A 25,812-nucleotide genomic window follows, 5' to 3' on the forward strand; every position below is an offset into this window, starting at 1 on the left:
CCATTCGAGTCGGCCTCTCGCGGCGGTCAGCTCCCCTTTCACAACAGCAGATTCTCCTCCTGCTGAAGTACCTCCTTGAACTTCTTCCGCATTCCCGGCCCGGGGTCGATCCCCAGTTCCGCGGAGAGGTTGTGCTGAACCCGTCGGTAGGTGCTGATGGCATCCGCCTGCCGGCCGGAGCGGTACAAGGCGGTCATCAACTGCTCACAGAATCGTTCCCGCAGGGGATGCTGAGCGAGGAGCTGTTCGAGTTCGGGGATCACCTGCTGGTGCCTGCCGAGTTTCAGGTGCGCCTCGATGAACAACTCCCGGCCGATGAGCTTGGTTTCCTCCAGACGGGCATAGGCGATGCGGCAGGTCATGCCGTTCCCCGCGTCCAGCAGAGCGGGACCGCGCCATACGGAGAAGGCCTCGTTGAGCAGCTTGACGACGCGTTCGGAATCCTCGTCCACATACCGGCTCGCCACGTCCACGGCATGGGTGAACCACAGCGCGTCGACGTCGTCGGGATCGACGTCAAGTAAGTACCCGGAGTGCGACGTGCGAATGAGGTTGCGGCTACTTGGCTTACCGGTCTGTTTGGCGAGTATGCGGCGCAGTCGTGCGATGTGCGACTGCAGAGAGTTTTCCGCGGTCTTCGGGAGACGATCTCCCCAGAGTTCGTCCAGCAGGTCGACGGCCAGCACCGGGGTGCCGGGCGTGAGAGCCAGGGCCGCCGTGATGGTCCTGAGCTTCTCTCCTGGTATGTCGATGGGAACGTTCTCCTCGATCACTTGCAGTGGTCCAAGAAGCCTGATCTGCATACGAATCCCCCGTCTCTCCGATGTGTCGGCAGCCTGACGTAGTGATAAGTGCGAATCCGGGTGCCGGGCGATGCGCCCGACGCCATCGAACGGGCCGCGGGGCTTGCGCTCCTCCGAGGCCTACTGGTAGATGAAGGCTACTGGCGGGTGAAGGAGAGGTTTCGTCCTCTCCACCAACGCGACACGACAGATAAGAACGCTCATCCGCCTCCAGTCGGGAAGGTAGGGAACCCATTCTTCCCGATTCAACCGCACCACGGCGACTATTTCCTTCACGGTTCAACCGATCATGGCGGAAAACCCCTCAACCTAATTGAGGCGGCCCGCCCGTTGATCGCTGGGAAACGGGGCGCCCCCAGGTCATCTCCGTATGGGCGCTCCTCGCGACCGCGATGGCCGAGAGACAGATGGTCTCGATGCTTGCGACGCCAGGAGCGACGCGGCGGCTGCCGGACCGGCACCGCACGGGACGCAGAACGCGAGGATCAACCGCTGTGTACGGTCATGCCGGCGGGTTCCCGTGCTTGCGCGAAGGCAGCGGCGCGTGCTTGGTGCGGAGCATCTCCAGAGAGCGGATCAACACCGACCGTGTTTCCGCTGGGTCGATGACATCATCGACAAGACCTCGTTCCGCGGCGTAATACGGGTGCATCAGTTCGCCCTGGTATTCCTTGATCTTCTGGGTCCGCAGGGCCCCGGGGTCCGCGGCCGCGGCGATCTCGCGGCGGTAGATCACATTCGTGGCACCCTCGGCGCCCATGACAGCGATCTCATTCGTCGGCCAGGCCAGCGAGACGTCGGCCCCGATGGACCGGGAGTCCATCACGATGTACGCACCGCCGTAGGCCTTGCGCAGGATCAACTGGACCCTCGGGACAGTGGCGTTGCAGTAGGCGTACAGGAGCTTGGCGCCGTGCCGGATGATTCCCTGGTGCTCTTGGTCGACCCCCGGCAGAAAGCCCGGCACGTCGACCAGGGTCACCAACGGGATACTGAAGGCATCGCAGAACTGCACGAACCGGGCCGCCTTCTCGCTCGCGTGAATGTCGAGCACCCCTGCCATGACCGCCGGCTGATTGCCGACCACGCCGACGACATGGCCGTCCAGGCGGGCCAGAGCACAGATGACGTTGGTGGCCCAGGCGGGCTGGACCTCGAAGTACTCCCCGTCGTCGACGATTTCGCCGATCACCGCGCGCATGTCGTACGAGCGGCTGGGGTCAGTGGGGACCAGCTCCTGGAGCCTGTCCGTCCCGCGATCCGAAGGGTCGGCGGTCGGCTCCCACGGGGGCGGCTCATGGTTGTTCGAGGGGAGCAGCGTCAGCAGGAAACGGACGTCCTCCAGACACGTCTCCTCGTCGTCGTAGGAGAGGGTCGCGACCCCCGAGGTCGCGGCGTGCACATCGGCGCCCCCGAGCTCGTTGTGCGTGACCGTAGCTCCGGTGACAGCCTGGACGACGTCCGGTCCCGTGATGAACATCTGCGATGTGCCACGCACCATGAAGACGAAATCGGTCAGTGCCGGCGAGTACGCGGCACCGCCGGCGCAGGGGCCGAGCATCACGCTGATCTGGGGGATGACGCCGGAGTTGCGCGTGTTCCTCCGAAAGATGCCACCGTATCCGGCCAGCGCCGAGACGCCTTCCTGAATCCGCGCGCCGGCACCGTCGTTGAGACTCACCAGCGGGGCTCCAGTGGCCACGGCCAGGTCCATCAGCTTGTGGATCTTCTCCGCGTTCGCCTCACCCAGGGCCCCGCCGAAAATGCGGAAGTCATGGGCGTACACGAAGACCTTGCGGCCGTGCACCTTTCCCCAGCCGGTGATGACGCCGTCCGTGTGCGGCCGTTTTTCTTCCATTCCGAAGCCCGTCACGCGGTGTCTGCGCAGCGCTTCGATCTCGGTGAATGTCCCCGGGTCGAGGAACGCGTCGATGCGCTCGCGTACCGTGAGCTTTCCTTTGGCCCGCTGTGCCCGAGTCGCCCGCTCGTCAAAGCCCAGCTCCAGCTGCTCCCGGATTTCCCGGAGTTCGGATACTTTCCCGCTGAAATCGTTGTCGTCTACGGCTTCCCCAATAGAAGTTCCCATGTGAATCCGTCCGGCCATCGGCAGTGGTGCTCGCAATCTCGCAGGGCACACTGGTAGTCCGCTGAAACGCACGCTTCAGCGGGCAGACACCGGGACATGAGATACATGGTTCCGGTCCGCCGGGCCCGGCGCGAGACGCCGGGCACCGCCTCTGGCTAGAAGGCGTGGGAACAGACAATGACCGCCTCGGCCGGATGGTCTCCCCACATGCTCGCGGCTCCCATCCCCCGTCCCCGCCGTTTGAGGGCCTGTGCCAGGCGCAGCACCATGCGCATTCCCGTGGTGTCGAAGGCATGGCCCGCGGCGGACAGCGGGACGGGGGTGCGGTCCGTGCCGTTCACGGGGAGCGTCTTGCGCACTTCGACGAGGCGGAGGTCCTTCGGTGTCGCGGGCACCTCGCGCAGCGCCTGACGAATGGCACGGACGGCTTGTGCGTACGACGATCCGGCAGAGGTCACCACCGTGCTGTGGGCGCCCACCCCGGCAAGCCAGGGCAGCCCGAGGCGTTCGGCCTTCGCGCGTCGCATGAGGACGATGGCCACCGCGCAGTCCGCACGACGAGGGAGTCCCGGCGCCGCGGTCGGACCGAAGTGCGCGGCGATGTCACGTCTTGCGACGCTCCCACCCACCATCGCGTCCAGCACCGCACCTTCCGGCCTCCGCCCGCTGAGCGTCCCCTGCGCGGGACGGGCGTCGTCCCCCAGGTCCACACCGCCTACTACGACCACGTCGCGCTGCCCCCCGCGGATGAGCTGGTCCGCCAGTGCGATGACGTTGAGACCGCTGAGGCGGGTCCTGCTCACGGAGATCGCCGGGACCCAGTCGGGAATGCAGGCCCGTTGCGCCGCCTGGCGAGCCTGCTCCTGCCCCGTGATCACGTAGTCGACATCGGCGGCACAGATACCGGCCCGGTCGAGCGCGCCCTCGATGATGAGCGCCCCGAGGGTGACGGAGGACAGTGCCCCCAGCCCTGCGAAGAGGTCTCCACTGGGCGTGCACGCTCCCGCGAGAATGACTGACTCGGACATGAGCGCTCACCATTCGGCCGGATCGGGATCGGAGAGGGACCGCCGGTGGTTCCGGCCCGGGTGACCAGGGCCGGAACCACGGCGGCTACGCGGCGGCTTCCGTCACTTCGAGATGCGTCGCCAGGCGGCGGATGACCGCGGCGGCGATGGCACGGTCACCGGCGTCGGTCCGCCGGCCGTCCCGTTCACGCGTCACGTCGACGTGGAACGCGCCGTGCCGCAGGGCGAGTTCACGGGTGCGATCCGCCAGAAGTCGCAGCCGCTGCGGCAGCCCGCTCCTGTGCTCCTCGGCCACCGGAGCCAACAGGCGCGGGCTGTACAGGCCCAGGGTGATCACATCGGCCCCGGAATCCCGGAGCGGGCCGACGATCCTGTCCAGCTCCGCCTCGGTGGCGTCGACGTCGAAGGGGTCACGCAGTGCCTCGTGACCGCCGGCCACGACCGCGGCCAGGTCACCCCGGAAGGCCAGCGCCTTGGTCAGCTGCTTGGCCCGGACCTGGGCCGCCGAGTGACCGCGCCGCCCCAGGTTGAGGTACGCCAGGTCCGGCTGGGTCGCCCGCAATACCTCGGCCACGCGGTCCGCCCACGGCACACAGCCGGAACCCCCGCGAGCGGATCCCAGGCCCTTGGCGCCGCTGTCGCCCAGGACGATGAACCGCCGCCAGGGTGCGCCGACGAGGGATGTGGGCTCCTCGCTGCGGGTGTCGCGGTCGGAGTCGGAGCTTTTGTGCAGGGAGGTGCCATTCACGGTGGTCTCCTGACGGGGGGAAATCAGCAGCCCGGGTCGCGGGCGTCGAACGGGCCCGGCCCGTGGCCCCGGCCACAGGGGGGTGTGGGCGGCGGGCGTGCGGGGCGCGGGAAGGCCGCTCAGGTCAGCGGATTGTTCATGTCCTCGTGGCTCATGCCCCTGTCGAGGGATGTGTGTCTCCGCCGCTCCAGCGGCTCGGCGGCACGCCCGCCGGTTTGTCGGCGCCCTGGGGCGAACGCCGTCCCGGTCACGATCGTGCGGGCCCACGCCGCGCCCCCCACCGGCATGACGTTGCCGCGCCGCGGAGCGTCACCGGCCGGGCCCCGCAGCTCGACGAGGTCCGGCAGCGCGGGAACGAAGAGGACGTTCACGGTGTCGGCCACCTCTTCGGCGCTCGCGCGCAGCCCGGCTGGAGGCGGGCAGTGACGGGCGGGGGTACGGGACGCGAGATGCGCCGAGCCGCTGTCGGATGCCGGCTGTCACGGGCCCACGTGATACTCGTGCTCGTCGTTCGGCCGGCCCGCTGTGCGTCCCGGAGGTTCCGTGCCTTGCGCACGGCGGAGAGGGAGCTCACCGAAGGTCTCCTTGCTGCTCGACGACGAGTCTGATCCGGTGCAAAGTGGTGCGCATATTGGCGCGGTTGACGCCCGCGCGCTCCGCGGGCGGCGTCCCGGTGAAAATCCTGCCGAGGAACTCCGCGGCCTTCGCGCCGCGCCCGCGACGCAGGTCCTCCCAGTACTCGACGAGCTCCACACCGTCCGCCCGCGGTTCCACGCGGTAGCCCCACAGGGCGATGGGCAGACCGAAGGAGGTGACCCGGAAGGCGAACTCCTCGTCAGGTTCGGCGCGTACCACCCGGCAGGACGTGAACCACACCGATCTGCCCCTGCGGTTGAACCCCACGAAGCGGTCGCCCGCACGAGGGACCGCGCGCCGGGAGACGACGGCCCAGCACTCGGGGCTCCACCGGCCCATTCGCCGGATGCCGGCGACCGCGGCGTAGACCCGCTCCGCCGGGGCGTTCACGACGACGCGTTCCTCAACGGCCCATTCCCGCCCGGTCGATGTCGCCTCCCGCGCCGTCACAGCTCCGCTCCCTTGCCGCTGACGGCCTCAGTGGCGACGGCCGCCGGCACCGCGGCCTGCGCGGCGTCCGGCTTCGGGCGACCGCGTCGCGGGGAGAGGCCGAGGCTGAGCAGGCCCGCGACGGCCGCGGTGGCACAACTGAAGAACACCACATGGCTGTACGGGGCCGGCTGGGAGGAGGTCTGGGCGGGCAGGATCGCTGCCAGTGCCGCGATACCGAGGGCGCCGCCGATCTGGCGTACCGCCATGTTGAGTCCGGTGGCGCCGGCGAAGTCCACCGGCTCCACGGACAGCGCCGCCGCGCTGGACACCCCGGTGCTGACAGCGCCGATCCCGGCACCGGCCAGCAGTCCGACCGGGAACCACATGCTCCACAGGGCGGCCTGCGAGGAGAGCGTCAGCGCCAGCCACAGTCCGGCCCCCACCAGGGTCATCGCGCCGCAGAACACCACCAGATGCGGGCTGCGCCTGCTGAGGGACCGGCCGACCAGAGCCGCGACCACCGCGGACAGCAGCGCCCCGGGGCTCATGGACAGACCCGCCGAGATCCGCGAGTAATGCCAGACGTCCACCAGGAAGAGGGCCCCGACGAGGAGCCACGCGTACAGCGCCGCGCCGAAGAAGAAGGAGACGAGATTGGCCAGGGCGAAGACCCTGCTGCGCCACAGCCTGGTCTGCAGGGCGGGGCGGGGGTGCCGCCGTGCCCGTACCAGTGCCAGCGCCAGCACGACCAGGCCGCCGGCGATACAGCCGAGCACGCGCGGGTCGTCCCAGTTCCACTCCGGGCCCTGGGTGACCCCGAGCACGACGAGCCCGGTGCCCGCCGCGAGGAGCGCGGTGCCCAGCACATCGGGAAGGCCCTGCCCCGTCCGTGCCGATCCGCGTACCGCCCTGATCCCGACGAGCAGTGCGATGCCGAGGGGGACGTTGATGAAGAACACGGAGCGCCAGCCGACCGTGTCGATGAGGATCCCGCCGAGGCTCGGCCCGGCCGCCGCCGCGGCGGACGCGGCGGCGCTCCACAGCCCGATCGCGGCCGCCCTGCGCTGCGGCGCCACATCGGCGAGGACCACGGCGAGGGACGCCGGAATCATGGCCGCGGCCCCCAGGCCCTGCAGGGCGCGGGCGGCCAGCAACGTGGGAAGGCCGGGCGCCACGGCGCACAACAGCGAGGTGACGGTGAACAGGCCCATGCCGACGATGTAGAGCCGGCGTCGCCCCAGCACGTCCGCGAGGCGTCCCGCGGGTGCCAGAAACGAGGCGAACATGATGGCGTACAGCGAGATGACCCAGGTCAGGTCGGTCACCGAGGCGCTGGGGAAGCTGTCGTGCATGTCCGTCACCGCGAGATTCGCCACGGTGGCGTCGAGGATCGAAAGGAAGATGGCGCCCGCTGCAAGCGTCACCACCACCGGGTAATTCGGCTGCTCGGCAGCCGAATCCGGACTCCGGTCCATGAGTCTTCAGCCCTTCGTCGTACCGATGGACAGCCTTTACTCTCACAAGGATCGGAGCCGTGCGCTGGCAGGTTTTCGACAAGGTCACCGGGGCGCGGTACGACGGCCGGAAACCGCCCGTGCCCCGGCCGTGCGGGTCAGGAGAGGGCAGCCCCGGGCAGCCGCCGCCAGCTTCCGGCCTCGGCGTACCGGGCCAGCACCGGGTCCGCGCCGACCACCACGGGATGGCCCACGGCGCGCAGCATCGGCAGGTCGGAGGCGTGGTCACCGTACGCGTGACAGCGGTCACCGCGGATGCCGCGCTCCTGGAGCAGGGCGCGCACCGCGACGGCCTTCTCCTCGCCGATCATCGTGACGTCGAGCCTGCCGGTGTGGACTCCGCCGGCCGTCTCGGGCCGCGCGCAGAGCACCGCGTCGACGCCGAGCCGCTCCGCGATGGGGTCCAGGCACGGGGCGAAGGACCCCGAGACCAGGACGACCGTCTCGCCCCTGCGCCGGTGTTCCCGCAGCGCCGCCACACTGTCCCTCAGGAACAGTTCGCCGCCGCTCAGTTCGGCGGCGAACCAGGCGCGGCCCTGGGCGGCCAGCTCCCGGTCGTCGCTGCCCGCGTAATGGCGGTAGTACGCGCGGGCCACCGCGGCCCGGGGCGCGCCGCGCGCCGCGAGGGCCCGTAACCCCCGCACGGCGTCGTCGAAGGCGGCGCGCGGCCGGCCGGAGACCTTGAAGTGGTGGCGCAGGAACCGGGACATGCTGTTGACCGAGATCAGCGTCTCGTCGACGTCGAAGAACGCGGCGGCGGGCGGAGACGAGGGTCCGGATCGAGGCGGGGGCATGGCGCGATCAGTCCCAGGCGGCGGGAAGCTCTTCCCAGCCCCCGAGGGCGGCGAAGTCCTTCCAGCGCAGCTTCTCGGTCGGCACCGCGAGCCGCAGCCGGGGGAACCGGTCGAACAGGGCGCGCAGGCTGATGGCCAGTTCGGCCCGGGCGAGGCCCGCGCCGATGCAGAAGTGCGGGCCCTGGCCGAAGGCCACCTGCGTGCGGTTGTCCCGCTGTATCAGGCAGCGGTCGGGCTCCGGGTACACCTCGGGGTCCCGGCTGGCCGTGCCGACCGAGGCGAGGACCGCCGAGCCCTCGGGGATGACCGTGCCGCCCAGCTTCACGTCGCTGGTCGTGATCCGGATGGAGGTCCCCCCGCCGGGGCCGTTGAGGCGCACCACCTCTTCGACGGCGTCGGGGTAGAGCGCGGGGTTCTCGCGCAGGAGCGCGAGCTGGTCGGGGTTGCCGAGCAGGGTGGCTGTCCCGCCGCACAGCACCGTCACCGTGGTGTCGTGCCCCGCGAGCAGCAGCAGCGCGCCCAGGCCGACGATCTCGGACTCGGAAGGCTCCCCCTCCTCGTCGTGGATCCGCACCAGGGCGCTGATCAGGTCGTCGCCGGGTTCCTCGCGGCGGAGTCCGATCAGCCGGGCGAAGTAGGCCCGCATGTCCTCGTTGGCCTGGTTGATCTCCTCGGGCGGGTACTTGGTGAGCGACATGAACCGGTCCGACCAGGCGCCGAACTTGCCATAGTCCTCGAACGGCACCCCGAGGGTCCGGCAGATCACACGCAACGCCAGCGGACGCGCGTACACCTCGGCGAGATCGACCTCGGGCGGACCGGCCTCCATGGCGTCGAGCAGATCCGCCGCGACCTCCTCGACGTACGGCCGCAGCCGCTCCACGCGCTGTGGACTGAAGGCCCGGTTGGCCAGCCTGCGCAGGCGGGTGTGCCGCGGGGGATCCATGGTGAGCATGCTGTTCGGATCGGGCTCGACCACCTGCGCGCGGGCGGCACCGGGGCGGAACAGTGCCTCCCTGCTGAACCGCCGGTCCGACAGCGCGGTCCGGACGTCCTCGTGGCGGGCCACGAACCAGGCGGGGTCGCCGGTGGCCAGGGTGATCGGGCACACCGGCTCCTCCCGCAGCGCCCGCGCGTACTCGTCGGGAGGCACCAGCGGGTCGGTCCGCTTCGTGGGATAGGTGAACCTGGGCGCATGATCGGACATCGTGCGGTACCCCTTTCTTTCGACTCCCGTGTGCTGCACGGAAGACGGGCGTTGTCCCGGCCGCTCAGGAGCCGTGAGACACGCCGGACTCGAGGAGTGGCTGGGAGGTGGGCAGCGGTTCGGACAGTGCTCTGCTCACGAGGGCGTCGACCTTTGGTGCGTCCAGCGAGGCGAGATCCTCCAGGGCGTCCACCACTTCGGCGGACGTTCCGGACAACGCGAGCTTGTCCCGGACGAGTTCGCGGTGCGTGTCCCTGGTCCGGGGGCCGGCCGACCCTCTCGGCCGCTCGCACGAGGCGGTGAGCACCCGGCCTTCGCGCAGGGTGACGCGCAACCGGGCGCCCACCGCCTTGTCGGCCTCCTGGAATGTGGTGCTCGGCGCTCCCCCGGCATCGGCTGCCGCCGCCGGGCCGTCCCCCATGAAGTCCGCGAGCCACTGCCTGCCGCGTTCCCCGGCCTGCCGCAGTGCCTCGCCCAACGGGGCGGTGGCACGCAGGACTTGGCGGCTGAGCCCGGGGTCGTACTCCAGTCGCACCCGGTCCACGAGGGACCAACGCACGGGGTCCGCGGTCGCCGGTTCCGCCAGGTCGGCGGGGACGACGGAGCCGGTGGTCAGGGCGGTCGCGACGTTGTACGCGACGGAGACGTTGAGCGCCATGATCGCCGAGCGTTCCCGGTCGACGTACGGGGCGCCCTCCTGGTCCATGGCGATGGTGAGCCGGGCCGCCGAGACCACGATCTCCTCGATGTCGCGGATGTCTTCCGGGGAGAGCTGGGTGTGCAACTGTGCGGCACAGTCGACGGCCGCGTCCACGTACGCACCGGCCGGGTGCATCTTGAAGGTCAGTGTCTCGGTGTGCCAGCGCGTGCCGAGTCCGGCCGTGACCGCCTCGGGCGAGGGCACGTGGGAGAACTTGGCCAGCAGGCCGCCCGGGTGCTCGAGGATGTCGTCCGCGCCCCGCAGGCCCGCGGCCGCCGCGTCGCAGGCGTCCAGCGCGGTGCGCACCGGGGTCGCCGCCGAGAGGACCTTGGCCTCGCTGCCGAGAAGCGCCCGCCGCAGCGGCCACGGCGGCATCGCGAGGGCGAGGCCCCAGGCGTCCGTCCACAGCTCGGCCGGTGCCCCCGCGCCGTGCAGCCGGGCCGCCACGGCGCCCATGAGCTGGGTGTAAGAGGTCCCTTGGCCGCGCAGCGGTCCCAGCGCACCGGCTGCGGTGACCCGGGCGGCACACTCGTTCGCGGCGACGACCGCCGTCAACAGGGCGCGCCCGTCAAGCCGTTGGGCCCGCCGGAAGGCCAGCGGGACCCCCACGGAGGCGTGCGTGACATGGCCGGCGTACATGCTGTCCTCGTAGTAGAGGCACGAGGACAGCGCGGCCATCACCTGCGCCGCCCGGCAGGGGTCCGACGCGAGCGGAGTGCCGAAGGCCCGCACCAGTTTGCGCCCCAGGGGATGTCCCAGGCTCGCGCGCAGCACCGCGAGATGTGACATGACCTGGCTGGTCGCGTACGCCTCGATCCGTTCGGGCAGGTCCGGGTGGCGCAGGCCCGCGGCCCACCCGGCGAGCCGCCGGGTGAGGGAGGCGCCGGGGTCCTGGCCGCGGCCCGCCGTGCCCGCCGCGCTCATGTCTCGCGCCAGGACAGGCCGCGCCGTCGGTCCTCGATGGACCTGACCGCGCAGGTGGCGGCGAGGACCGAGGCACGGGCCGCGGCCAGTGCCTCGCGCGCGTCCTGGCCCAGCCCCTCGTCGTCCGGCGCCCGCCTGGCCCGCTCGGCGGTCGCCACGAGCTGCAGCGCGCATTCGACGGACGCGATGCACGCCTCTTCCAGCGGCGCCGCGCGGCCGGTCGCGCCGGTCAGCCTGGACAGCACCGCCTTCAGCAGCGCACCGACCGGCTGACGGTCCATCTGTTCCGGCTGTGCCATGTCCGCCATCTCGACGTTCGTCACTTCTTGACGACCAGGAAGCGCCCGAGGACCAGATAGTCGATCTCGGTGTGGAGGAAGCAGCCGAGCGCGTCGGTCGGCGAGCAGACGATCGGCTCGCCGGCGACATTGAACGAGGTGTTCACCAGGCACGGAACTCCGGTCAACTCGGTGAAGTGGCTCAGCAGTTCGGCCAGTTTCGGGTTCGACTCAGCGGTGACGGTCTGCACCCTGGAGGTGCCGTCGACATGGGTGGCGCCGGGAATGACGTCGCGGAACTCGGGCCGCACCGGGAAGACGAACGTCATGTACGGCGATGACGCCTTCTTGCCCATCTCGAAGACCCGCTCCGCCTCGGACTCCAGCACGACCGGCGCGAAGGGTCGGAACGGCTCCCGGTGCTTGACCCGGGTGTTGATGATGTCCTTGATGTCGGCGAACCCGGGGTTCGCAAGGATGCTGCGGTTGCCCAGGGCTCGCGGGCCGTACTCGGCGCGGCCCTGGAACCAGCCGATGACGGTCTTCTCGCTGAGCAGCTTGGCGGTCTGCTCGGCCACCGACTCCTCGTCGAGCTCGGTCCACTCGACCCGGTCGGCGTGCTCGCGCAGCGCGCTGAGCATCTGCTCGTCGTCGTACGACGGGCCGAGGTACGGGGTGGCGGTCCCCGGGCGGGATCGTCCCTTGAGCCTGCCCGCGTAGACGGCGGCGCCGATGGCCACGCCCGGGTCGCTCGCGCCGAAGCTGACATGGATGTCGGTGAAGCGGGAGTTCTCCAGGAGCTTGGCGTTGTTCACGCAGTTGAGGGCGAGGCCGCCCTCGTAGATCAGCCGGGTCAGATCGGTGCCTGCCTCCAGAGCGCGCAGCTGGTGGGCGGTGACCACCTCGACCATCTGCTGCGCGGCGGCGGCCACCGTGGCGCGGAACTCCGTCTCCTCGCGGCGCCGTTCGTCGCCGTCGAAGAGCCGGTCCAGGAGGGGGTAGTAACCGCGGGTGCCGCTGGGGTCGTTGGCGAGGGCAAGGCTGTAGCGGCCGTCCTCGTGCAGTTCGACCACGTGCTCGAGCAGGGGGTTGTCCGACGGGGGCGGGGCGAAGGCCGCCAGGCCCATCACCTTGTACTCGTCGTTGTTGGGCATGAAACCGAGGTAGCGGGTGATCTCGCCGAAGAGCAGGGCGAGGGAGTGGTTGACACTGATGGACGACTTCTCGAAGAGCCGGACCTCCCCGTCCCGCACCTCGCCCATGACGGCGGAGAGCCGCTCGGCACGGCCGTCGCTCACCATGAACGCCGCGTCCCGCTCCCCGGACAGGTAGTAGCCGCACATCAGATGCGCCAAGTGGTGCGGCACCGGGACGAGTTTCTCGGCCGGCAGGTCGAAGCCGGTGCGCTGCTTGAAATCGGAGTGCAGCGCCTCCTTGCTCACCAGCCCTCCGTAAAGATCACCGAACCGCCTGAGCCGGTCGAACTTCTGCTCGACGGTCAGCCCGCTGCCGCTGATGTCCTGGATCATCGCGTTCACGACATCGGAGGAGAACGACCAGGGGAACGCGATGACATCGACCTGGTCCAGGCGCACATCGGCGGTGTTCAGGCACCACCGCAGGGAGTTCGCCGGAAAGTCGGAGGTCTTCTTCTCCCGGTTCAGCCGCTCCTCCTCGACGGCGGCCACCAACTCCCCGTCCACGGACAGCGCGACGGCCGCGTCGTGGCCCAGGATGCTGTGCCGGTCGATTCCGGTCGCTCCGTACAGCCGCCCGAACGTGTCGGCACCGTTGGTAAAGCCGTTGTAGCCAAGGACAATCACACCGGGCTCCTTTGATGACGGGGTGACGCACCATCAGTGCGACGGGGTACTGTCTCGGGCTCATCGTTCAAGTTCCGGCTGGCGCGGCCCTGAGATCCAGCTGAGACGGCTGCCTCAGCCACTGGCCTTCGCGTCATGTCCACTGGCCGAAGCCGATGCCGGATGTGCCCGCGATCAACTGCTCGCGGAGCATCACGCGGCGCACCTTCCACGTCGCGGTGCGGGGGAACTCGTCCCAGCGGATCTGGAGAGGCTCGGCCAGCTCCGGCAGTCCGGCCGTCGCGGTCCGCCACTGGGCCGGGTCGACGGGAATGTCGTGCCGCGTGCTGTACACGGGCTGCGGGAGGCCGTCCTGGACGGACAGCACGATGACTTCCGTGGTGCTGGGCAGACGGTCCAGGAGTACGTCCTCGATCTCCAGGGCGCTGGCTCCGGGAATGCGGTCCACCTCGCGGTCGATGAGACGCACCGCGCCCCAGCGGTTGATGACCGCCATGTCGCCCAGGTTCCACCAGTCGCCCTCGCGTTTGAGGTCATGGCGGGCTCGCTCCCCGACGTAGGTGAGGCAGCGACCGGGTGCGGAGAACTGGATCAGGCCCACCTCGCCGGGCGGCACCGCTCCGCCGGTCGCCGGATCCACGGCGCGCAGCCTGCCGAACCCTGGCACCGGCCATCCCAGCATCTGGGTGGGGGGCGGCCGGTGGCCACGGCGCCGCACCGACCTGCGGGTGTACGGCCGGATCGCCACGGCGCCCGCCTCGGTCTGGCTCCACGACTGGACCCACACCGGGAACCTGCGGTCGGTGGCCGCCAGGAAGGTGCGGATCGTCCGGGTGTGTATCGCGTCGAAGGAGTTCACGAACACGCGCACCCGGCGAAACGGCCTGCCGGGGTCCCTGGCGAGGTCCTCCCAGGCGAGAAAGGCGTTGGGCAGGGTCTCCACCAGGGTGGGAGCATGCCGCACCAACAGAGCGCGAAGCCTGGGGCCTTGAGGGTCCGACAACATCAGGAGCTTCGGCCCGACCGTGGTCAGCGGCAGCAGGCCGGTGATCACCCGCTGGTGCGAGTACGGCTGGCAGAAGGCCACGGTGTCGTCCGCACGCAGCCGGAACACCGGCCATCGCTCGGCTTCCACCAGCCCCAGGGAGTAGAGGGAGGCTGCCGAGTGCAGCACCAGTTTGGGTATGCCGGTAGTGCCCGAGGTGTGGGTGATGACCATGGGCTCGTCGTACTCCCGTAGCCGCCGCGCGGGCACTGGGCCGCCCCGCAGTCCGCCGAAGTCGAGCACGTCCGGGCGGTCGGCGGGTGCGCCGTCGACGCACGCGGTCCGCTCGGCCAGCTTGGCGAGGGTCCCGGTGTCGAGCCCCATCGCGTCCAGGGCCCGGCGATCGGTCACCACGTAGGGGCGCTCCAGGCGTTCCAGGAGCACGGCGACCGTGTCCGGCGGGTGGTTGTCGGAGATCAGTGCCGGTATGGCACCGATGCGCGCCGCGGCGGAGGCCAGCAGCGAGATGTCCAGGTGGTTGCGCTTCACGACGGCGACGCGGTCCCACTCGCGTACCCCCATGGCGTACAGCCGTCCCGCCAAGTCGTCCACCAGCGCGGCCCATTCGGGGTAGGTGCGCTCCAGCGGCCCTTCCGGGTCGACGTCCGGTGCGCGGTCGACGATCACCAGCTGCCCGGGGTGATTCCGCGCCGCCAGGTGCCACACCTCTCCGATACGTCCGGTGGCGGGCACCCGGGAGAAGGGGGAGAGCCTGCGCCGGAAGCGGGCGGGGGCGTAGTCGGTGAGGAAGCCGGGACGGGAGTCGGTCGCGTGGGTGGTCATGCGCGTCCCCAGAGGTCTGTGGCCGGATGCGGCCGGGTGGTGACGCACTGGGCCCGTCGGATGAGCCCGGCGTCGACGTGCCGGACCCGCAGGAACGTAGGGCAGCGTGCTGACACGGCGCTGGCGCGGCGATGTCAGCGGGCGACGGTGTGCCCGGAGTTAGCGTCGGCGCATGTCAATGAACAAGGCGCACCGCACGCTGTGCAGTTCGCGGAAATGGGCCAGGCTCGCGGAGCAGCGGATCCTGCCCTGGGCGCTGGAGGGCGTCGAGCTCGGCGAGGACGTCCTCGAACTGGGCCCCGGCTACGGCGCCAACCTCCGCGTTCTCGTCGAGCGCGTCCCCCAGCTCACCGCGCTGGAGATCGACGGGGCGACAGCGCGGCGGCTCGAACGGGACTGGGGCGGCCGGGCGCGCATCCTGCACGGGGACGCCTCCGCGATGCCGCTGCCCGACGGCGGCTTCTCCGCCGTGGTGTGCTTCACGATGCTGCATCACGTGCCGACCAGCACGCTCCAGGACCGGCTGCTCGCCGAGGCGTTCCGGGTGCTGCGGCCGGGTGGCGTGTTCGCCGGCAGTGACAGCCAGCCGACGCTGCCGTTCCGGCTCTTGCACCTCGGCGACACCATGAACGTCGTCGGCCCCGAAGGGTTCAGGGCGCGGCTGACCGCGGCCGGGTTCGACGACGCCGTCGTGGACCGGGACCGCCGGGGTCACAGCATCCGCTTCCGCGCCCGCAAGAGGTAGAGGCGCGACGGACAACACCGCGGGGACGGCCCCGCCAGGGATGCGGCACCTCGATGATGTCGCTTTTCCGCCAGCGAGGCACGCCGGCCGGGTGCAACTGTTGATCGGTAGGACACAGGGCGTACGGGAGGACGTGGACGTGGAGACGGTTGACGTGACGGAGAGCAACGACCCCCATGTGGTGTCACCGGCCGAGGGCGGGACATTGCTGCGGGGCGCCCCCTGGTCCAGGTTGGTGATCGTCGGTGACAGCGTCGCCCAGGGCATCAGCGAGCCGCGCCTCGGCTACCGCTCCGAGCCCTGGTCGAGCCTGGTGATCGCCGCGCTCCGCGAGGTACGGCCGGACCTGGCGCACCTCAATCTGGGCGAACGCGACCTGCTGACCGCGCAGGTAAGGGAGAGCCAGCTGCAGCCCGCGCTGGACTTCAAGCCCGACCTGGTCATCGCGCTGTGCGGGGGCAACGACGGCCTGCGCAAGGTCTTCGACCCGGACGCCGCGGAGAGCGAACTCGAGGCCCTCTTCGCGCCGCTGCGCGAAACCGGCGGCACGCTGGTGACCTCGGGCTTCTTCGACATCATCGGCAACCCGCACTTCGACGCGCGGTACCGGGACGTGGCCCGTGAGCGCCTCGCCGTCCTGTCGCAGCGTATGAGGGCGGTGTCGGAGCGCCTGGACGCGGTCTACGTCGACATGCAGAGCCACCCGACGGGTCGCGAGGAGTCCGTCTGGAGCACCGACGGCATCCACCTCAACGCCCGCGGCCAGGCCGTCCTCGGCACCGAGATCATCCGCGCCCTGGGTGCGCGGCTGGGCAACGCCTGAGCTCTGGCCAAGTACGCCCCGAGGAGGGCCGCTCCGTGAGTTCGTACGAGCTGTACTCAGTCCCCGTTCCCACTGACACCTGGAATGTACCGATGGCGGGGGCGGCCCGCTTCTCCTGGGAGTACGACGGAGGCCGGGACCGGCTGCTCGCGTTGTACCAAAAAGGCAAGGACAAGCAGTGGGACGCCCAGAAGCGCATCGACTGGGGGCAGGAAGTAGACCCTCTCAACGTTGCCGGACTGCCCGCGGAGTTCAAGCCTCTCTTCGGATCCGACATCTGGAACAAGATGTCGCAGAGGGACCGCGACGAAGTCGACCGGCACCACGGCTCCTGGCTCTTCAGCCAGTTCCTGCACGGTGAGCAAGGAGCGCTGACCGTCTCCGCCAGGATCGTGGAGTCGGTGCCGGACCATGACTCCAAGTTCTACGCCGCGACTCAAGTGATGGACGAGGCGCGGCACATGGAGCTCTTCGGCCGCTTCGTGCACGAGAAGATCGGGATGTACTACCCGGTCAATCAGGACCTGGCCAAACTGCTGGCCGAGTCGCTGGAGGACAGCCGTTGGGACCTTCCCTATCTCGGCATGCAAGTGCTGATCGAGGGGCTGGCGCTGGCGGCCTTCGGACTCTACCGGGACATGGCCACCACGCCGCTCGTCAAGCAGCTCCTCGCCTACGTCATGCAGGACGAGGCCCGGCATGTGGCGTTCGGGCGGCTGGTGCTCAAGGATTACTATTCCGAGCTGACCAGCAAGGAGCGAGCCGAGCGCGAGGAGTTCGTGATCGAGGGCTCGTATCTGCTCCGCGACAGGTTCACCGGACGCGAGATCTTCGAAACACTCGACCTGCCGCTCGACGCGTGCATGAAGCACGTGGACGGTTCAGAGCTGATCACTCTCTATCGGTCGCTCCTCTTCGGTCGAATCGTTCCCATCATCCGGGACATCGGACTCTGGAGCGACAAGGTGAAAGCCGCCTATGCCGATATGGGCGTACTGGACCACGCCAAGGCAGACCTGGTGGCCCTGATGCGGCAGGACGAGGGAATTGCCGAGCAGTACGACGAGGAGCGCGCCGCCGCCGAGTTGAGCACCCGCAAGGCGGAAGTGGACGAGGCGGTCGAGCTCGGTTCGACGAAAGCAGGCGGGTAGCGCAAGCGGGCCAGCTCGTGAGGCCTCCAGGTCCAGCGCCGCCCAGAGCTCCCGCTCCACGTCCCGTCAGCGGTATGTGTGAGGCGAGGCACTCCGTTCTCCGTTGCGGCAACCACGACTCCGCTTCACTTCCACGCGGGCAACGGCGGCAGAACTCGACTATCTGCCGAGTTCCAGCCGACCGACGTGGGCCACGTTCTCCCGGTCGTCGGCGTCCTCACTGGCTTCGGCGGCGAACCAGGCGTCGAGGATCTCCTTGAGCAGCGGCTCGGACGTCAGCCGCAGGCTGAGTGCCAGCACGTTCGCATCGTTCCAGCGGCGTGCGCCGTCCGCCGTGTACGCGTCCGTGCACAGGGCCGCTCGTACCCCGGGCACCTTGTTCGCGGCGATCGACGCGCCCGTGCCGGTCCAGCAGCACACGACCGCCTGGTCCGACCTCCCGGCGGCGACCTCACGGGCCGCCGCCTCCGAGCACGCCGCCCACTGCGCGTCGTCCCCAGGCCGCAGCGCCCCATGCGAAAGCACCTCGTGGCCGCGGCCGCGCAACTCCGCGAGAAGGGAGCGGGCCACGGGTTCGTCCATGTCCGAGGAAACGGAGATCCGCATGTCTCGGAGCCTACTCAGTGGGTGAGCTCGACGCCTCCGGAGATCCAGAAACGGGATCACGCGCCTGCGAGGAAGCTCAACCGCACCTTCCTGTCGGGGTTGTCGCGGTTCGTATCCACCAGGCACACCGACTGCCATGTTCCCAGCTCCAGCCTGCCGCCCAGCACCGGCAGTGTCGCGTGGGGCGGGACGAGGGCGGGGAGTACGTGGTCTCGGCCGTGCCCGGGGCTGCCGTGGCGGTGTTGCCAGCGATCGTCCGCGGGAAGGAGGGAGTGCAGGGCGGTGAGGAGGTCGTCGTCGCTGCCGGCGCCGGTTTCGATGATCGCGATTCCGGCGGTCGCGTGGGGCACGAACACGTTCAGCAGACCGTCGCGGCCCGCCGCCGCCTCACGGAGAAACGCCTCGCATTCGCGAGTCAGGTCGACGACCGTCTCCGACGAACCGGTGGCGACGTTCAGGACACGGGTGGTGAAGGCATCGGACATGCCCCAATCCTCACCCATAGGCCGGGATTCACACCCGAAGGATCGCCCGTAGGCTGATACGAGGGGTCCATTCCGCGAGACGCCATTGACCGTCCGCGCACCAGCTGGCTACTTTCTGCCGCATGTTGCGTTCAGTCTTGCTCACCACGCGCGGTCACATCGACCTGCTGCGGGTGGCCTCCGCCGCGTGTCGCCGCGGCTGCTGACGCCCTTTTTCACTCCCCCTCTCTTCGCCCGCGCCCCGCCCACCCGCGCGTCCCGCTTCACGCGATCCCACGCTGAGCCCATGACGTGGCGGCGCTCTGGCGTATCTCTCTCCAGTCGCTCACCTCCCCTGGAGCACTCATGAGCATCAGCCATGCCCCGCCAAGCTCCCCAGAACCCGAAATATCGGATAAGCCCAAGGCCGGCGCGCCGGAACAGGCGTCTCCCGAGCTCGAACCCATCGTCCCCGCCTCCACGCGCCGCACCCGTGTCCCCCGCTGGCTGCGCCGCACCTCCGGGCCCCTCCTGCTGCTCGCTTTGTGGCAACTCCTCAGCGGTACGGGCGTGTTGGCCCCGGACGTGCTCGCCTCGCCGGGCACCATCGCGCGGGTCGGCAGTGATCTGATCGCGGACGGGTCGCTGCCGAACGCGATGGGCGTCTCACTGCAGCGCGTCGCGGTCGGGCTGTTGTTCGGCACCGTCGTCGGCACCGGACTCGCCCTGATCTCTGGACTGTTCCGCATCGGTGAGGATCTCGTCGACGCGAGCGTGCAGATGCTGCGGACCGTGCCGTTCGTCGGGCTGATCCCGCTGTTCATCATCTGGTTCGGCATCGGCGAGGCCCCGAAGATCGCGATCATCACCCTCGGTGTGTCCTTCCCGCTCTATCTGAACGTCTACGCCGGTATCCGCGGCGTCGATTCCCAGCTGATCGAGGCCGGGGAGTCGCTCGGACTCTCACGGTGGGGACTCGTCCGGCATGTCGTCCTGCCGGGCGCGCTGCCCGGGGCGATGACGGGGCTGCGCTACTCCCTCGGCATCGCCTGGCTCGCGCTCGTCTTCGCCGAGCAGATCAACGCGGACGCCGGGATCGGCTTCCTGATGGTTCAGGCGCGTGACTTCCTGCGGACCGATGTGATCGTGGTCTGCCTGATCGTCTACGCCTTCCTCGGCCTGCTCGCCGACTTCATCGTCCGCACCCTCGAAAGGCTGCTGCTGCAATGGCGACCGACGTTCACGGGCCGTTGACCACCAAAACGGCCACGTCCTCGGCCGTACGGGTGAATGGCCTGACCCGCTCCTTCGACGGCCGCGCCGTCATCGACAACCTCCAATTGGACGTGCGGCCGGGCGAGTTCGTGGCCCTGCTCGGGCGCAGCGGCTGCGGAAAGTCCACCCTGCTGCGCATCCTCGCCGGGCTCGACCGCGACATCGAGGGCACCGTCCTCGTCCCGCGGCGCAAGGCCGTCGCGTTCCAGGCACCTCGGCTGATGCCGTGGAAGAAGGTGTGGCGCAACGTCCTGCTCGGCCTGCCCGGCAAGCCCGAACGCGCCGTCGCCGAACAGGCGTTGACCGAGGTCGGCCTCACCCACCGCTCGGACGCCTGGCCCAAGACTCTCTCCGGCGGTGAGGCACAACGCGCTTCCCTCGCCCGGGCGTTGGTGCGCGAGCCGGATCTGCTGCTGCTCGACGAGCCGTTCGGCGCACTCGACGCGCTGACCCGCATCAAGGCCCAGCGGCTCGTCGGCGAACTCTGGCAACGCCGCGGCTGCGCCGTCCTGTTGGTCACCCACGACGTCGAGGAGGCGGTGCTGCTCGCCGACCGCGTCCTGGTCATGGACGGCGGTGTCATCGCGTACGAGACGAAGGTCGAGCTGGACCGGCCGCGCGACATCACCGACCCCCGGTTCGCCGCCCTGCGCGCCGCACTGCTGGAACGACTCGGCGTCGACACCGCGGCCGAAGCCGCCTGAGCCCCCCCCTCCCACCCACCCTCAGTTCAACCCGAACGAACGGAACCACCATGCGACGACGTCCCGCACCCGCCGCCCTGCTCCTCCCCCTGGCCCTGCTCCTCGCCGCCTGCGGCGGGAACTCCGCCGCCGACACCAGCTCGGGTGGGCGGACCGACGGCAAGGGCTCGTTCACCCTCGACGTCGGGGATCAGAAGGGTGGTTCGGAGGCAGTGCTGCGCGCCGCCGGGGAGCTGAAGAACCTCGACTACAAGATCAAGTGGTCGACGTTCACGTCCGGTCCGCCGCTGCTGGAGGCCGTCAACGCCAAGGCCGTCGACGTCGGCGGCGTCGGCAACACCCCGCCGGTCTTCGCGGCCGGAGCGGGCTCGAAGATCTCCGTCGTGGCCGCCTGGCACGGCACGTCCAAGGGGGAGGCCATCCTCGTACCGAAGGACTCCTCGCTGAAGAATCCCGAGGAGCTGAAGGGCAAGTCCATCGCCGTGGCGCAGGGTTCGTCCGCCCACTACCAGCTGATCGCCTCGCTCAAGAAGGCCGGGCTCACGCTGGGCGACGTCAAGGTGAAGTACCTCCAGCCGGCCGACGCGCTGGCCGCGTTCACCAGCGGCAAGGTCGACGCGTGGGCGGTGTGGGACCCGTACACCTCGCAGGTGCTGCAGGCCAAGCAGGGCAGGATCCTGACCGACGGCGACGGCGTGGTCAACGGGCTCAGCTTCCAGGTGGCGGCCCCGAGTGCCCTCAAGGACACCAAGAAGGCCGCGGCCATCAAGGACTACCTCGAGCGGCTGCGGCGCGCCCAGGACTGGGTCTACACCCATCCGCAGGCGTGGGCCAAGGTGTGGGCGAAGGACACCGGACTGCCGTACGAGGTGGCGCTGGCGTCGGTGAAGCGCACCAACGCCAGCCGTATCGCGGTCGCCGTCGACAAGCCGCTCATCGCCTCCGAGCAGGCGATCGCGGACACCTTCACCGGCCTGAAGCTGATCCCGCGCAAGGTCGACTTCGCCGGCTTCGTGGACACGCGGTTCAACGACAGCCTGCCCCCGTCGACGTCCACGCCCCGCGTCTTCAAGGAATCCTGATGACCGTCCATCTCCACGCGGGCGACCAGCGTGTCCAAGACCGTTCGGGACAGGCGGCTGAGCGTCGGTTCTGAACAGGACTCACTCCCGCTCAGTTTCCAGGAACGGTATCCGCACCTGGAGGAGGCGTACTGGTTCGGGGAGGGAGTCATCCCGGATCTGGCCGCCAGGGGGCTGCTGCCCGGTACGGCGGTGGGGCCCGGCGCGCCGCTTCTGGTCGCGAGCGGCCGCTGAGGGAAGATCCGGAGCCCCCGTCGAGTTAGTAGAAGCGTGAACAACACCGGCGTGCGCGCGAGAGAAGTCGATGTCGTCGTCATAGGCGCTGGACAGGCCGGACTGTCCAGCGCCTATCACCTGCGACGCACCGGCTTCGAGCCCGAGCGGGACTTCGTCGTCCTGGACCACGCGCCGCGTCCGGGCGGCGCCTGGCAGTTCCGCTGGCCGTCGCTGACGTACGGCAAGGTCCACGGGATGCACTCCCTGCCCGGCATGGAGCTGACGGACGCGGACCCGGCGCGCATGTCGTCGGAGGTCATCGCGGAGTACTTCGACACCTATGAGCGCACGTTCGACCTGCGGATACGGCGGCCGGTCGACGTCAAGGCCGTACGGGAGGGTTCCGGCGGACGGCTGCTCGTCGAGACGGACGCCGGTACGTGGTCGGCGCGGGCGCTGATCAACGCGACGGGCACCTGGGACCGACCGTTCTGGCCGCGTTATCCGGGACAGGAGACCTTCCGGGGACGGCAGTTGCACACGGCGCAGTACCCCGGCCCCGAGGAGTTCGCCGGACAGCGGGTGGTCGTCGTCGGCGGGGGCGCTTCCGGCACTCAGCACCTGATGGAGATCGCCCCCTACGCGGCCGAGACCACGTGGGTGACGCGGCGTCCGCCGGTCTTCCGCGAGGGCCCCTTCACCGAGGACCTCGGGCGGGCCGCCGTCGCGCTCGTCGAGGAACGGGTCCGGCGGGGACTGCCGCCCAAGAGCGTGGTCTCGGTGACCGGGCTGCCGTTGAACGACGCGATCCGGCAGGCTCTGGACGACGGCGTACTGGACCGCCGGCCGATGTTCGACCGCATCACGCCGGATGGTGTGGAGTGGGACGACGGGCGTCGGGTGGCCGCCGACGTGATCCTTTGGGCGACCGGCTTCCGGGCCGCCATCGACCATCTGGCGCCGCTGCGGCTGCGCGAGCCGGGCGGCGGAATCCGCGTCGAGGGGACGCGCGCGATCACCGATCCGCGGATCCATCTGGTCGGCTACGGCCCCTCGGCCAGCACGATCGGCGCCAACCGGGCCGGCCGCGCCGCGGTGCGGGACATCAAGCGGCTGCTCGCAGGAGTGCCGGTAGCCGTCTGATACCTCGTACGCCGGCTCAGTGACTGGGGGTCACGGCCGGGGACGCGCTCTTGTGCTTCTGGTTGAACTCGGCGACGTTCCTCTGGTGCTCCTCGTAGCTGGCCGTGAAGCGGGTGTCGCCCGGCTTGACCGTCACGAAGTAGAGCCAGTCCCCCGGGGGCGGGTTGCTCGCGGCGCGCATCGCCTCCTCGCCGGGGTTGGCGATCGGGGTGGGCGGCAGCCCCATGCGCAGATACGAGTTGTAGGGGCTGTTGAGCCTCGTGTCGCTCTGGCTGGTGTTCAGGGTGGAACGGTTCAGCGCGTAGTTGATCGTGGAGTCCATCTGCAGCGGCATACCGCGCTCCAGGCGGTTGAAGATGACCCGGGCCACCTTGCCCATGTCCGCCTTGGTCGCCGCCTCGGCCTGGATGATGCTCGCGATGGTGACCGCCTGATAGACGTTCATTGCGTCGTGCTGCGCACCCGCCGCGACCGGCGCCCCGTTGAACTTCTGGTTCGCGGTGCTGACCATGGACGACAGCAACGACTCCGGCGTCGCCCCCTCGTCGACCGGATACGTCGCCGGGAAGAGGTATCCCTCCGGGTTGCCCTCGGCATCGTTCGGCAGCTTCAGATTCGCCTTCCCGAGGGACTTCTTGGTGGTGCCCGGCGAAACCCCGAGGGCCTTGTCGACGGCCTCGTAGACCTGGCCGGAGCGCCAGCCCTCCGGGATGACGAGGGACGCCGGCTTAGCGTCCTCGCCACCCGCCAGGCACAGCAGCGGCACCGCCACGGCGGTGGCCGCCACCACGGCTCCGGTCGCGATGAGGGCGACCCGGCCCCGGCGCGTCAGTCGAATCGTGTTCCGGGGCGGAGTGTTCATCTGCATGGGGGCACGGTAACCCGCTAATGCCTACAACTCCGACATATCGTCATCTTGTCGGCTCCAGTTGGGCGTCCCGGTGGACGAGCGCGGCGTAGCGGCCGTCCTGCTCCAACAGCTCCTCGTGCGTTCCGCGTTCGGCCGTGTGACCGGAGTCGAGGACCACTATCTGGTCGGCACCTCGAATGGTGGACAGCCGGTGGGCGATGGTGAGGGTGGTGCGGTTGGCCGACAGGGCGTCGATGGCCTCCTGGACGGCGTGCTCCGTGCGCGTGTCCAGGGCGCTCGTCGCCTCGTCGAGGATGAGCACGGGCGGGTCCCGCAGGATGGTTCGGGCGATGGCGAGGCGCTGCTTCTCGCCGCCGGAGAAGCGGTGGCCGCGCTCACCGACAATCGTGTCGTACCCGTCGGGCAGGGACGCGATGTGGTCGTGGATCTGGGCCGCCCGCGCCGCCGCGTACAGCTCCTCGTCGGTGGCGTCCGGCTTGGCGAAGCGCAGGTTCTCGGCGACCGAGGCGTGGAAGAGGTACGTCTCCTGGGAGACGACGCCGACCGCGCGCGCGAGGGTGTCGAAGTCCAGGTCGCGCACATCCACCCCGTCGAGCGTGACACGCCCGCCCGTGACGTCGTACAGCCTGGGCACCAGATAGCTCAGTGTGGACTTGCCCGAGCCGGTGGGGCCGACGACGGCGAGGCTGCCGCCCGCGGGGACGGTGATGTCGATGCCGTCGAGGATCGGGCCGCTTTTGTCGTCGTAGCGGAACTCGACGTCCTCGAAGCGGATCTCGCCCTTGACCTGGTCGAGGTGGACCGGGCGCTCGGGCTCGGTGATGTCGATGGGCAGGTCGAGGTACTCGAAGATGCGCTGGAAGAGAGCGAGCGAGGTCTGGATCTGGACGCCGGTCGAGAGCAGGCTGACCGTCGGACGGAACAGGCCCTGCTGGAGCGAGACGAAGGCGACGAGCGTGCCGACCGATATGGAGGGGCCGCCGAACTGGAGGGCGATGCCCGCGGTCCAGTAGATGACGGCCGGCATGGCGGCCATGACGATGCCGATGACGGACATGCGCCAGCGCCCCGCCATGTTCGACCTCACCTCGAGGTCGACCAGGCGCTCGGACTCGTCCGCGAAGGAGCGCGTGAGCGAGTCGGCGCGGCCCATGGTGCGGCCGAGCAGAATGCCGCTGACGGAGAGCGACTCGGTGACGGTGGCGGCCATCGCGGCCATCTGCTTCTGGCGCTGAGTGGTGATCTTCTTGCGTTCGTTGCCGACGCGGCGGCTGATCCACACGAAGGCCGGCAGCAGGAGCAGGGAGACCACGGTCAGGCGCCAGTCCAGGGCGACCATCGCGACGATCGTGGCGACGACGCTGGTGAGGTTGGAGACCAGCGAGGTGGCGGTGGAGGTGACGGTCGCCTGCATGCCCCCGATGTCGTTGGCGATGCGCGACTGGACCTCGCCCGTGCGCGTTCTGGTGAAGAAGGCGAGGGACATGCGCTGCAGCCGACCGTAGACGGCGGTGCGCAGGTCGTGCATGACGCGCTGGCCGACCGTCGTGGAGATCAGGGTCTGCAGCACGCCGAAGACGCCGGTCAGGACGGCGCTGAGGATCATGCCGAGCGCGAGCAGGCTCAGCAGGCCCGTACGACCCTGGGGGATCGCGACGTCCAGGATCGCCTTCAGCAGGAAGGGCGTGGCGACGGAGACGAGGGAGGCGGCGCCGACCAGCAGGCCGACGATCGCGAGGCGGCCGCGGTAGGGCCGGAAGAGTTTCAGGATGCGGCGCACCTGCCGCGGCTGTTCCGCGTCGGCGGGTGGCGGGGTCCAGGTGGGTTGGTCGGGACGCATGGGCTCCTACGGGGTGTGAGACGAGTCCCGCGAGAACCCGAGGGCATACGGGACGACAAGGACTGAGGGAGCATAGCTCATTGTTACCTAT

General features: G+C 69.7%; 25 protein-coding genes and 2 pseudogenes. 9 read left to right on the forward strand and 18 right to left on the reverse strand.

What is annotated here, in order from left to right; genetic code table 11:
* Positions 1–38: 38 nt before the first annotated feature.
* From AB0D27_RS00835 to AB0D27_RS00900, 14 genes and pseudogenes are all read right to left on the reverse strand, one after another.
* Positions 39–803, reverse strand: coding sequence for an AfsR/SARP family transcriptional regulator (locus AB0D27_RS00835; RefSeq protein WP_362500780.1), 765 nt, complete (start codon positions 801–803; stop codon positions 39–41).
* Between the two features lie 502 nt (positions 804–1,305).
* A complete protein-coding gene (locus tag AB0D27_RS00840; RefSeq protein WP_362500781.1) occupies positions 1,306–2,889 on the reverse strand; it encodes an acyl-CoA carboxylase subunit beta in 1,584 nt (527 codons plus the stop codon).
* A gap of 155 nt (positions 2,890–3,044) precedes the next feature.
* On the reverse strand, positions 3,045–3,917 hold the full coding sequence (locus AB0D27_RS00845) for a hypothetical protein (protein ID WP_362500782.1): 873 nt from the start codon (positions 3,915–3,917) through the stop codon (positions 3,045–3,047).
* 85 nt (positions 3,918–4,002) lie between these two features.
* On the reverse strand, positions 4,003–4,665 hold the full coding sequence (locus tag AB0D27_RS00850) for an SGNH/GDSL hydrolase family protein (protein ID WP_362500783.1): 663 nt from the start codon (positions 4,663–4,665) through the stop codon (positions 4,003–4,005).
* 119 nt (positions 4,666–4,784) lie between these two features.
* On the reverse strand, positions 4,785–5,048 hold the full coding sequence (locus tag AB0D27_RS00855) for a hypothetical protein (protein ID WP_362500784.1): 264 nt from the start codon (positions 5,046–5,048) through the stop codon (positions 4,785–4,787).
* A 187-nt stretch (positions 5,049–5,235) separates the two neighbouring features.
* Positions 5,236–5,751, reverse strand: a complete 516-nt coding sequence (locus tag AB0D27_RS00860) for an SRPBCC family protein (RefSeq protein ID WP_362500785.1) — start codon at positions 5,749–5,751, stop codon at positions 5,236–5,238.
* On the reverse strand, positions 5,748–7,157 hold the full coding sequence (locus AB0D27_RS00865) for an MFS transporter (RefSeq protein ID WP_362500786.1): 1,410 nt from the start codon (positions 7,155–7,157) through the stop codon (positions 5,748–5,750). Before AB0D27_RS00865 ends, AB0D27_RS00860 begins: the two co-directional genes overlap by 4 nt.
* Positions 7,158–7,345: 188 nt before the next feature.
* Positions 7,346–8,041 carry an HAD family hydrolase gene (locus tag AB0D27_RS00870; RefSeq protein WP_362500787.1) on the reverse strand — a complete coding sequence of 232 codons (696 nt, stop codon included), beginning with the start codon at positions 8,039–8,041 and terminating at the stop codon, positions 7,346–7,348.
* Between the two features lie 7 nt (positions 8,042–8,048).
* Entirely contained in the window at positions 8,049–9,248 is a 1,200-nt protein-coding gene (locus AB0D27_RS00875) for a cytochrome P450 (RefSeq protein WP_362500788.1), read from the reverse strand.
* Positions 9,249–9,312: 64 nt separating this feature from the next.
* The gene (locus AB0D27_RS00880) at positions 9,313–10,872 is read right to left on the reverse strand and encodes an MmgE/PrpD family protein (RefSeq protein WP_362500789.1); all 1,560 of its coding nucleotides are present in this window, start codon (positions 10,870–10,872) and stop codon (positions 9,313–9,315) included.
* A complete protein-coding gene (locus tag AB0D27_RS00885; RefSeq protein ID WP_362500790.1) occupies positions 10,869–11,171 on the reverse strand; it encodes a hypothetical protein in 303 nt (100 codons plus the stop codon). Before AB0D27_RS00885 ends, AB0D27_RS00880 begins: the two co-directional genes overlap by 4 nt.
* Positions 11,172–11,191: 20 nt before the next feature.
* Positions 11,192–12,973 carry a carbamoyltransferase C-terminal domain-containing protein gene (locus AB0D27_RS00890; RefSeq protein ID WP_362500791.1) on the reverse strand — a complete coding sequence of 594 codons (1,782 nt, stop codon included), beginning with the start codon at positions 12,971–12,973 and terminating at the stop codon, positions 11,192–11,194.
* Positions 12,948–13,037: pseudogene (locus AB0D27_RS00895) on the reverse strand (hypothetical protein); the annotation flags it as partial. The gene AB0D27_RS00890 and the pseudogene AB0D27_RS00895, both read right to left, overlap by 26 nt.
* Before the next feature lie 69 nt (positions 13,038–13,106).
* Entirely contained in the window at positions 13,107–14,801 is a 1,695-nt protein-coding gene (locus AB0D27_RS00900; RefSeq protein WP_362500792.1) for a class I adenylate-forming enzyme family protein, read from the reverse strand.
* 172 nt (positions 14,802–14,973) lie between these two features.
* Here AB0D27_RS00900 and AB0D27_RS00905 point away from each other — a divergent pair, with 172 nt between their 5' ends.
* From AB0D27_RS00905 to AB0D27_RS00915, 3 genes are all read left to right on the forward strand, one after another.
* Positions 14,974–15,546, forward strand: coding sequence for a class I SAM-dependent methyltransferase (locus AB0D27_RS00905; protein WP_362500793.1), 573 nt, complete (start codon positions 14,974–14,976; stop codon positions 15,544–15,546).
* 100 nt (positions 15,547–15,646) lie between these two features.
* A complete protein-coding gene (locus AB0D27_RS00910; protein ID WP_362500794.1) occupies positions 15,647–16,369 on the forward strand; it encodes an SGNH/GDSL hydrolase family protein in 723 nt (240 codons plus the stop codon).
* 35 nt (positions 16,370–16,404) lie between these two features.
* Entirely contained in the window at positions 16,405–17,520 is a 1,116-nt protein-coding gene (locus AB0D27_RS00915; protein WP_362500795.1) for a ferritin-like domain-containing protein, read from the forward strand.
* A gap of 159 nt (positions 17,521–17,679) precedes the next feature.
* Here AB0D27_RS00915 and AB0D27_RS00920 read toward each other — a convergent pair whose 3' ends face one another.
* Positions 17,680–18,126 carry an RpiB/LacA/LacB family sugar-phosphate isomerase gene (locus tag AB0D27_RS00920; protein ID WP_362500796.1) on the reverse strand — a complete coding sequence of 149 codons (447 nt, stop codon included), beginning with the start codon at positions 18,124–18,126 and terminating at the stop codon, positions 17,680–17,682.
* A 56-nt stretch (positions 18,127–18,182) separates the two neighbouring features.
* The gene (locus tag AB0D27_RS00925) at positions 18,183–18,611 is read right to left on the reverse strand and encodes a secondary thiamine-phosphate synthase enzyme YjbQ (protein ID WP_362500797.1); all 429 of its coding nucleotides are present in this window, start codon (positions 18,609–18,611) and stop codon (positions 18,183–18,185) included.
* 122 nt (positions 18,612–18,733) lie between these two features.
* Between AB0D27_RS00925 and AB0D27_RS00930 the strand changes: the two genes are divergently transcribed.
* The 6 genes and pseudogenes from AB0D27_RS00930 (at position 18,734) to AB0D27_RS00955 (ending at position 23,010) form a co-directional block, all read left to right on the forward strand.
* Positions 18,734–18,817 carry a putative leader peptide gene (locus AB0D27_RS00930; RefSeq protein ID WP_350495123.1) on the forward strand — a complete coding sequence of 28 codons (84 nt, stop codon included), beginning with the start codon at positions 18,734–18,736 and terminating at the stop codon, positions 18,815–18,817.
* Between the two features lie 139 nt (positions 18,818–18,956).
* A complete protein-coding gene (locus tag AB0D27_RS00935; protein ID WP_362500798.1) occupies positions 18,957–19,844 on the forward strand; it encodes an ABC transporter permease in 888 nt (295 codons plus the stop codon).
* On the forward strand, positions 19,817–20,569 hold the full coding sequence (locus tag AB0D27_RS00940) for an ABC transporter ATP-binding protein (RefSeq protein WP_362500799.1): 753 nt from the start codon (positions 19,817–19,819) through the stop codon (positions 20,567–20,569). The genes AB0D27_RS00935 and AB0D27_RS00940 overlap by 28 nt, the downstream gene beginning before the upstream one ends.
* Positions 20,570–20,619: 50 nt before the next feature.
* Positions 20,620–21,651 (forward strand): ABC transporter substrate-binding protein, encoded by a 1,032-nt coding sequence (locus AB0D27_RS00945; protein ID WP_362500800.1) that lies wholly within the window; start codon positions 20,620–20,622, stop codon positions 21,649–21,651.
* Between the two features lie 108 nt (positions 21,652–21,759).
* Positions 21,760–21,885: pseudogene (locus AB0D27_RS00950) on the forward strand (alkanesulfonate monooxygenase); the annotation flags it as partial.
* 36 nt (positions 21,886–21,921) lie between these two features.
* Positions 21,922–23,010, forward strand: coding sequence for an NAD(P)-binding domain-containing protein (locus AB0D27_RS00955; RefSeq protein WP_362500801.1), 1,089 nt, complete (start codon positions 21,922–21,924; stop codon positions 23,008–23,010).
* A gap of 16 nt (positions 23,011–23,026) precedes the next feature.
* On the opposite strand, the gene mltG is transcribed toward AB0D27_RS00955, so the two are convergent.
* Positions 23,027–23,878, reverse strand: coding sequence for an endolytic transglycosylase MltG (gene mltG / locus AB0D27_RS00960; protein WP_362500802.1), 852 nt, complete (start codon positions 23,876–23,878; stop codon positions 23,027–23,029).
* Between the two features lie 43 nt (positions 23,879–23,921).
* Entirely contained in the window at positions 23,922–25,721 is a 1,800-nt protein-coding gene (locus AB0D27_RS00965) for an ABC transporter ATP-binding protein (protein ID WP_362500803.1), read from the reverse strand.
* Between the last annotated feature and the right edge of the window lie 91 nt (positions 25,722–25,812).

It is taken from the genome of Streptomyces sp. NPDC048415 (assembly GCF_040651675.1).
Taxonomy (GTDB): Bacteria; Actinomycetota; Actinomycetes; order Streptomycetales; family Streptomycetaceae; genus Streptomyces.

Excerpts from the sequence above, each read along its gene's own strand:
- AB0D27_RS00835 (WP_362500780.1), bottom strand. The coding sequence starts at position 803 with ATGCAGATCAGGCTTCTTGGACCACTGCAAGTGATCGAGGAGAACGTT.
- mltG (WP_362500802.1), bottom strand. The coding sequence starts at position 23,878 with ATGCAGATGAACACTCCGCCCCGGAACACGATTCGACTGACGCGCCGG.
- AB0D27_RS00965 (WP_362500803.1), bottom strand. The coding sequence starts at position 25,721 with ATGCGTCCCGACCAACCCACCTGGACCCCGCCACCCGCCGACGCGGAA.
- AB0D27_RS00885 (WP_362500790.1), bottom strand. The coding sequence starts at position 11,171 with ATGGCACAGCCGGAACAGATGGACCGTCAGCCGGTCGGTGCGCTGCTG.
- AB0D27_RS00870 (WP_362500787.1), bottom strand. The coding sequence starts at position 8,041 with ATGCCCCCGCCTCGATCCGGACCCTCGTCTCCGCCCGCCGCCGCGTTC.
- AB0D27_RS00930 (WP_350495123.1), top strand. The coding sequence starts at position 18,734 with ATGTTGCGTTCAGTCTTGCTCACCACGCGCGGTCACATCGACCTGCTG.
- AB0D27_RS00940 (WP_362500799.1), top strand. The coding sequence starts at position 19,817 with ATGGCGACCGACGTTCACGGGCCGTTGACCACCAAAACGGCCACGTCC.
- AB0D27_RS00840 (WP_362500781.1), bottom strand. The coding sequence starts at position 2,889 with ATGGGAACTTCTATTGGGGAAGCCGTAGACGACAACGATTTCAGCGGG.
- AB0D27_RS00920 (WP_362500796.1), bottom strand. The coding sequence starts at position 18,126 with ATGCGGATCTCCGTTTCCTCGGACATGGACGAACCCGTGGCCCGCTCC.
- AB0D27_RS00905 (WP_362500793.1), top strand. The coding sequence starts at position 14,974 with ATGTCAATGAACAAGGCGCACCGCACGCTGTGCAGTTCGCGGAAATGG.
- AB0D27_RS00925 (WP_362500797.1), bottom strand. The coding sequence starts at position 18,611 with ATGTCCGATGCCTTCACCACCCGTGTCCTGAACGTCGCCACCGGTTCG.
- AB0D27_RS00845 (WP_362500782.1), bottom strand. The coding sequence starts at position 3,917 with ATGTCCGAGTCAGTCATTCTCGCGGGAGCGTGCACGCCCAGTGGAGAC.
- AB0D27_RS00935 (WP_362500798.1), top strand. The coding sequence starts at position 18,957 with ATGAGCATCAGCCATGCCCCGCCAAGCTCCCCAGAACCCGAAATATCG.
- AB0D27_RS00875 (WP_362500788.1), bottom strand. The coding sequence starts at position 9,248 with ATGTCCGATCATGCGCCCAGGTTCACCTATCCCACGAAGCGGACCGAC.
- AB0D27_RS00900 (WP_362500792.1), bottom strand. The coding sequence starts at position 14,801 with ATGACCACCCACGCGACCGACTCCCGTCCCGGCTTCCTCACCGACTAC.
- AB0D27_RS00880 (WP_362500789.1), bottom strand. The coding sequence starts at position 10,872 with ATGAGCGCGGCGGGCACGGCGGGCCGCGGCCAGGACCCCGGCGCCTCC.
- AB0D27_RS00945 (WP_362500800.1), top strand. The coding sequence starts at position 20,620 with ATGCGACGACGTCCCGCACCCGCCGCCCTGCTCCTCCCCCTGGCCCTG.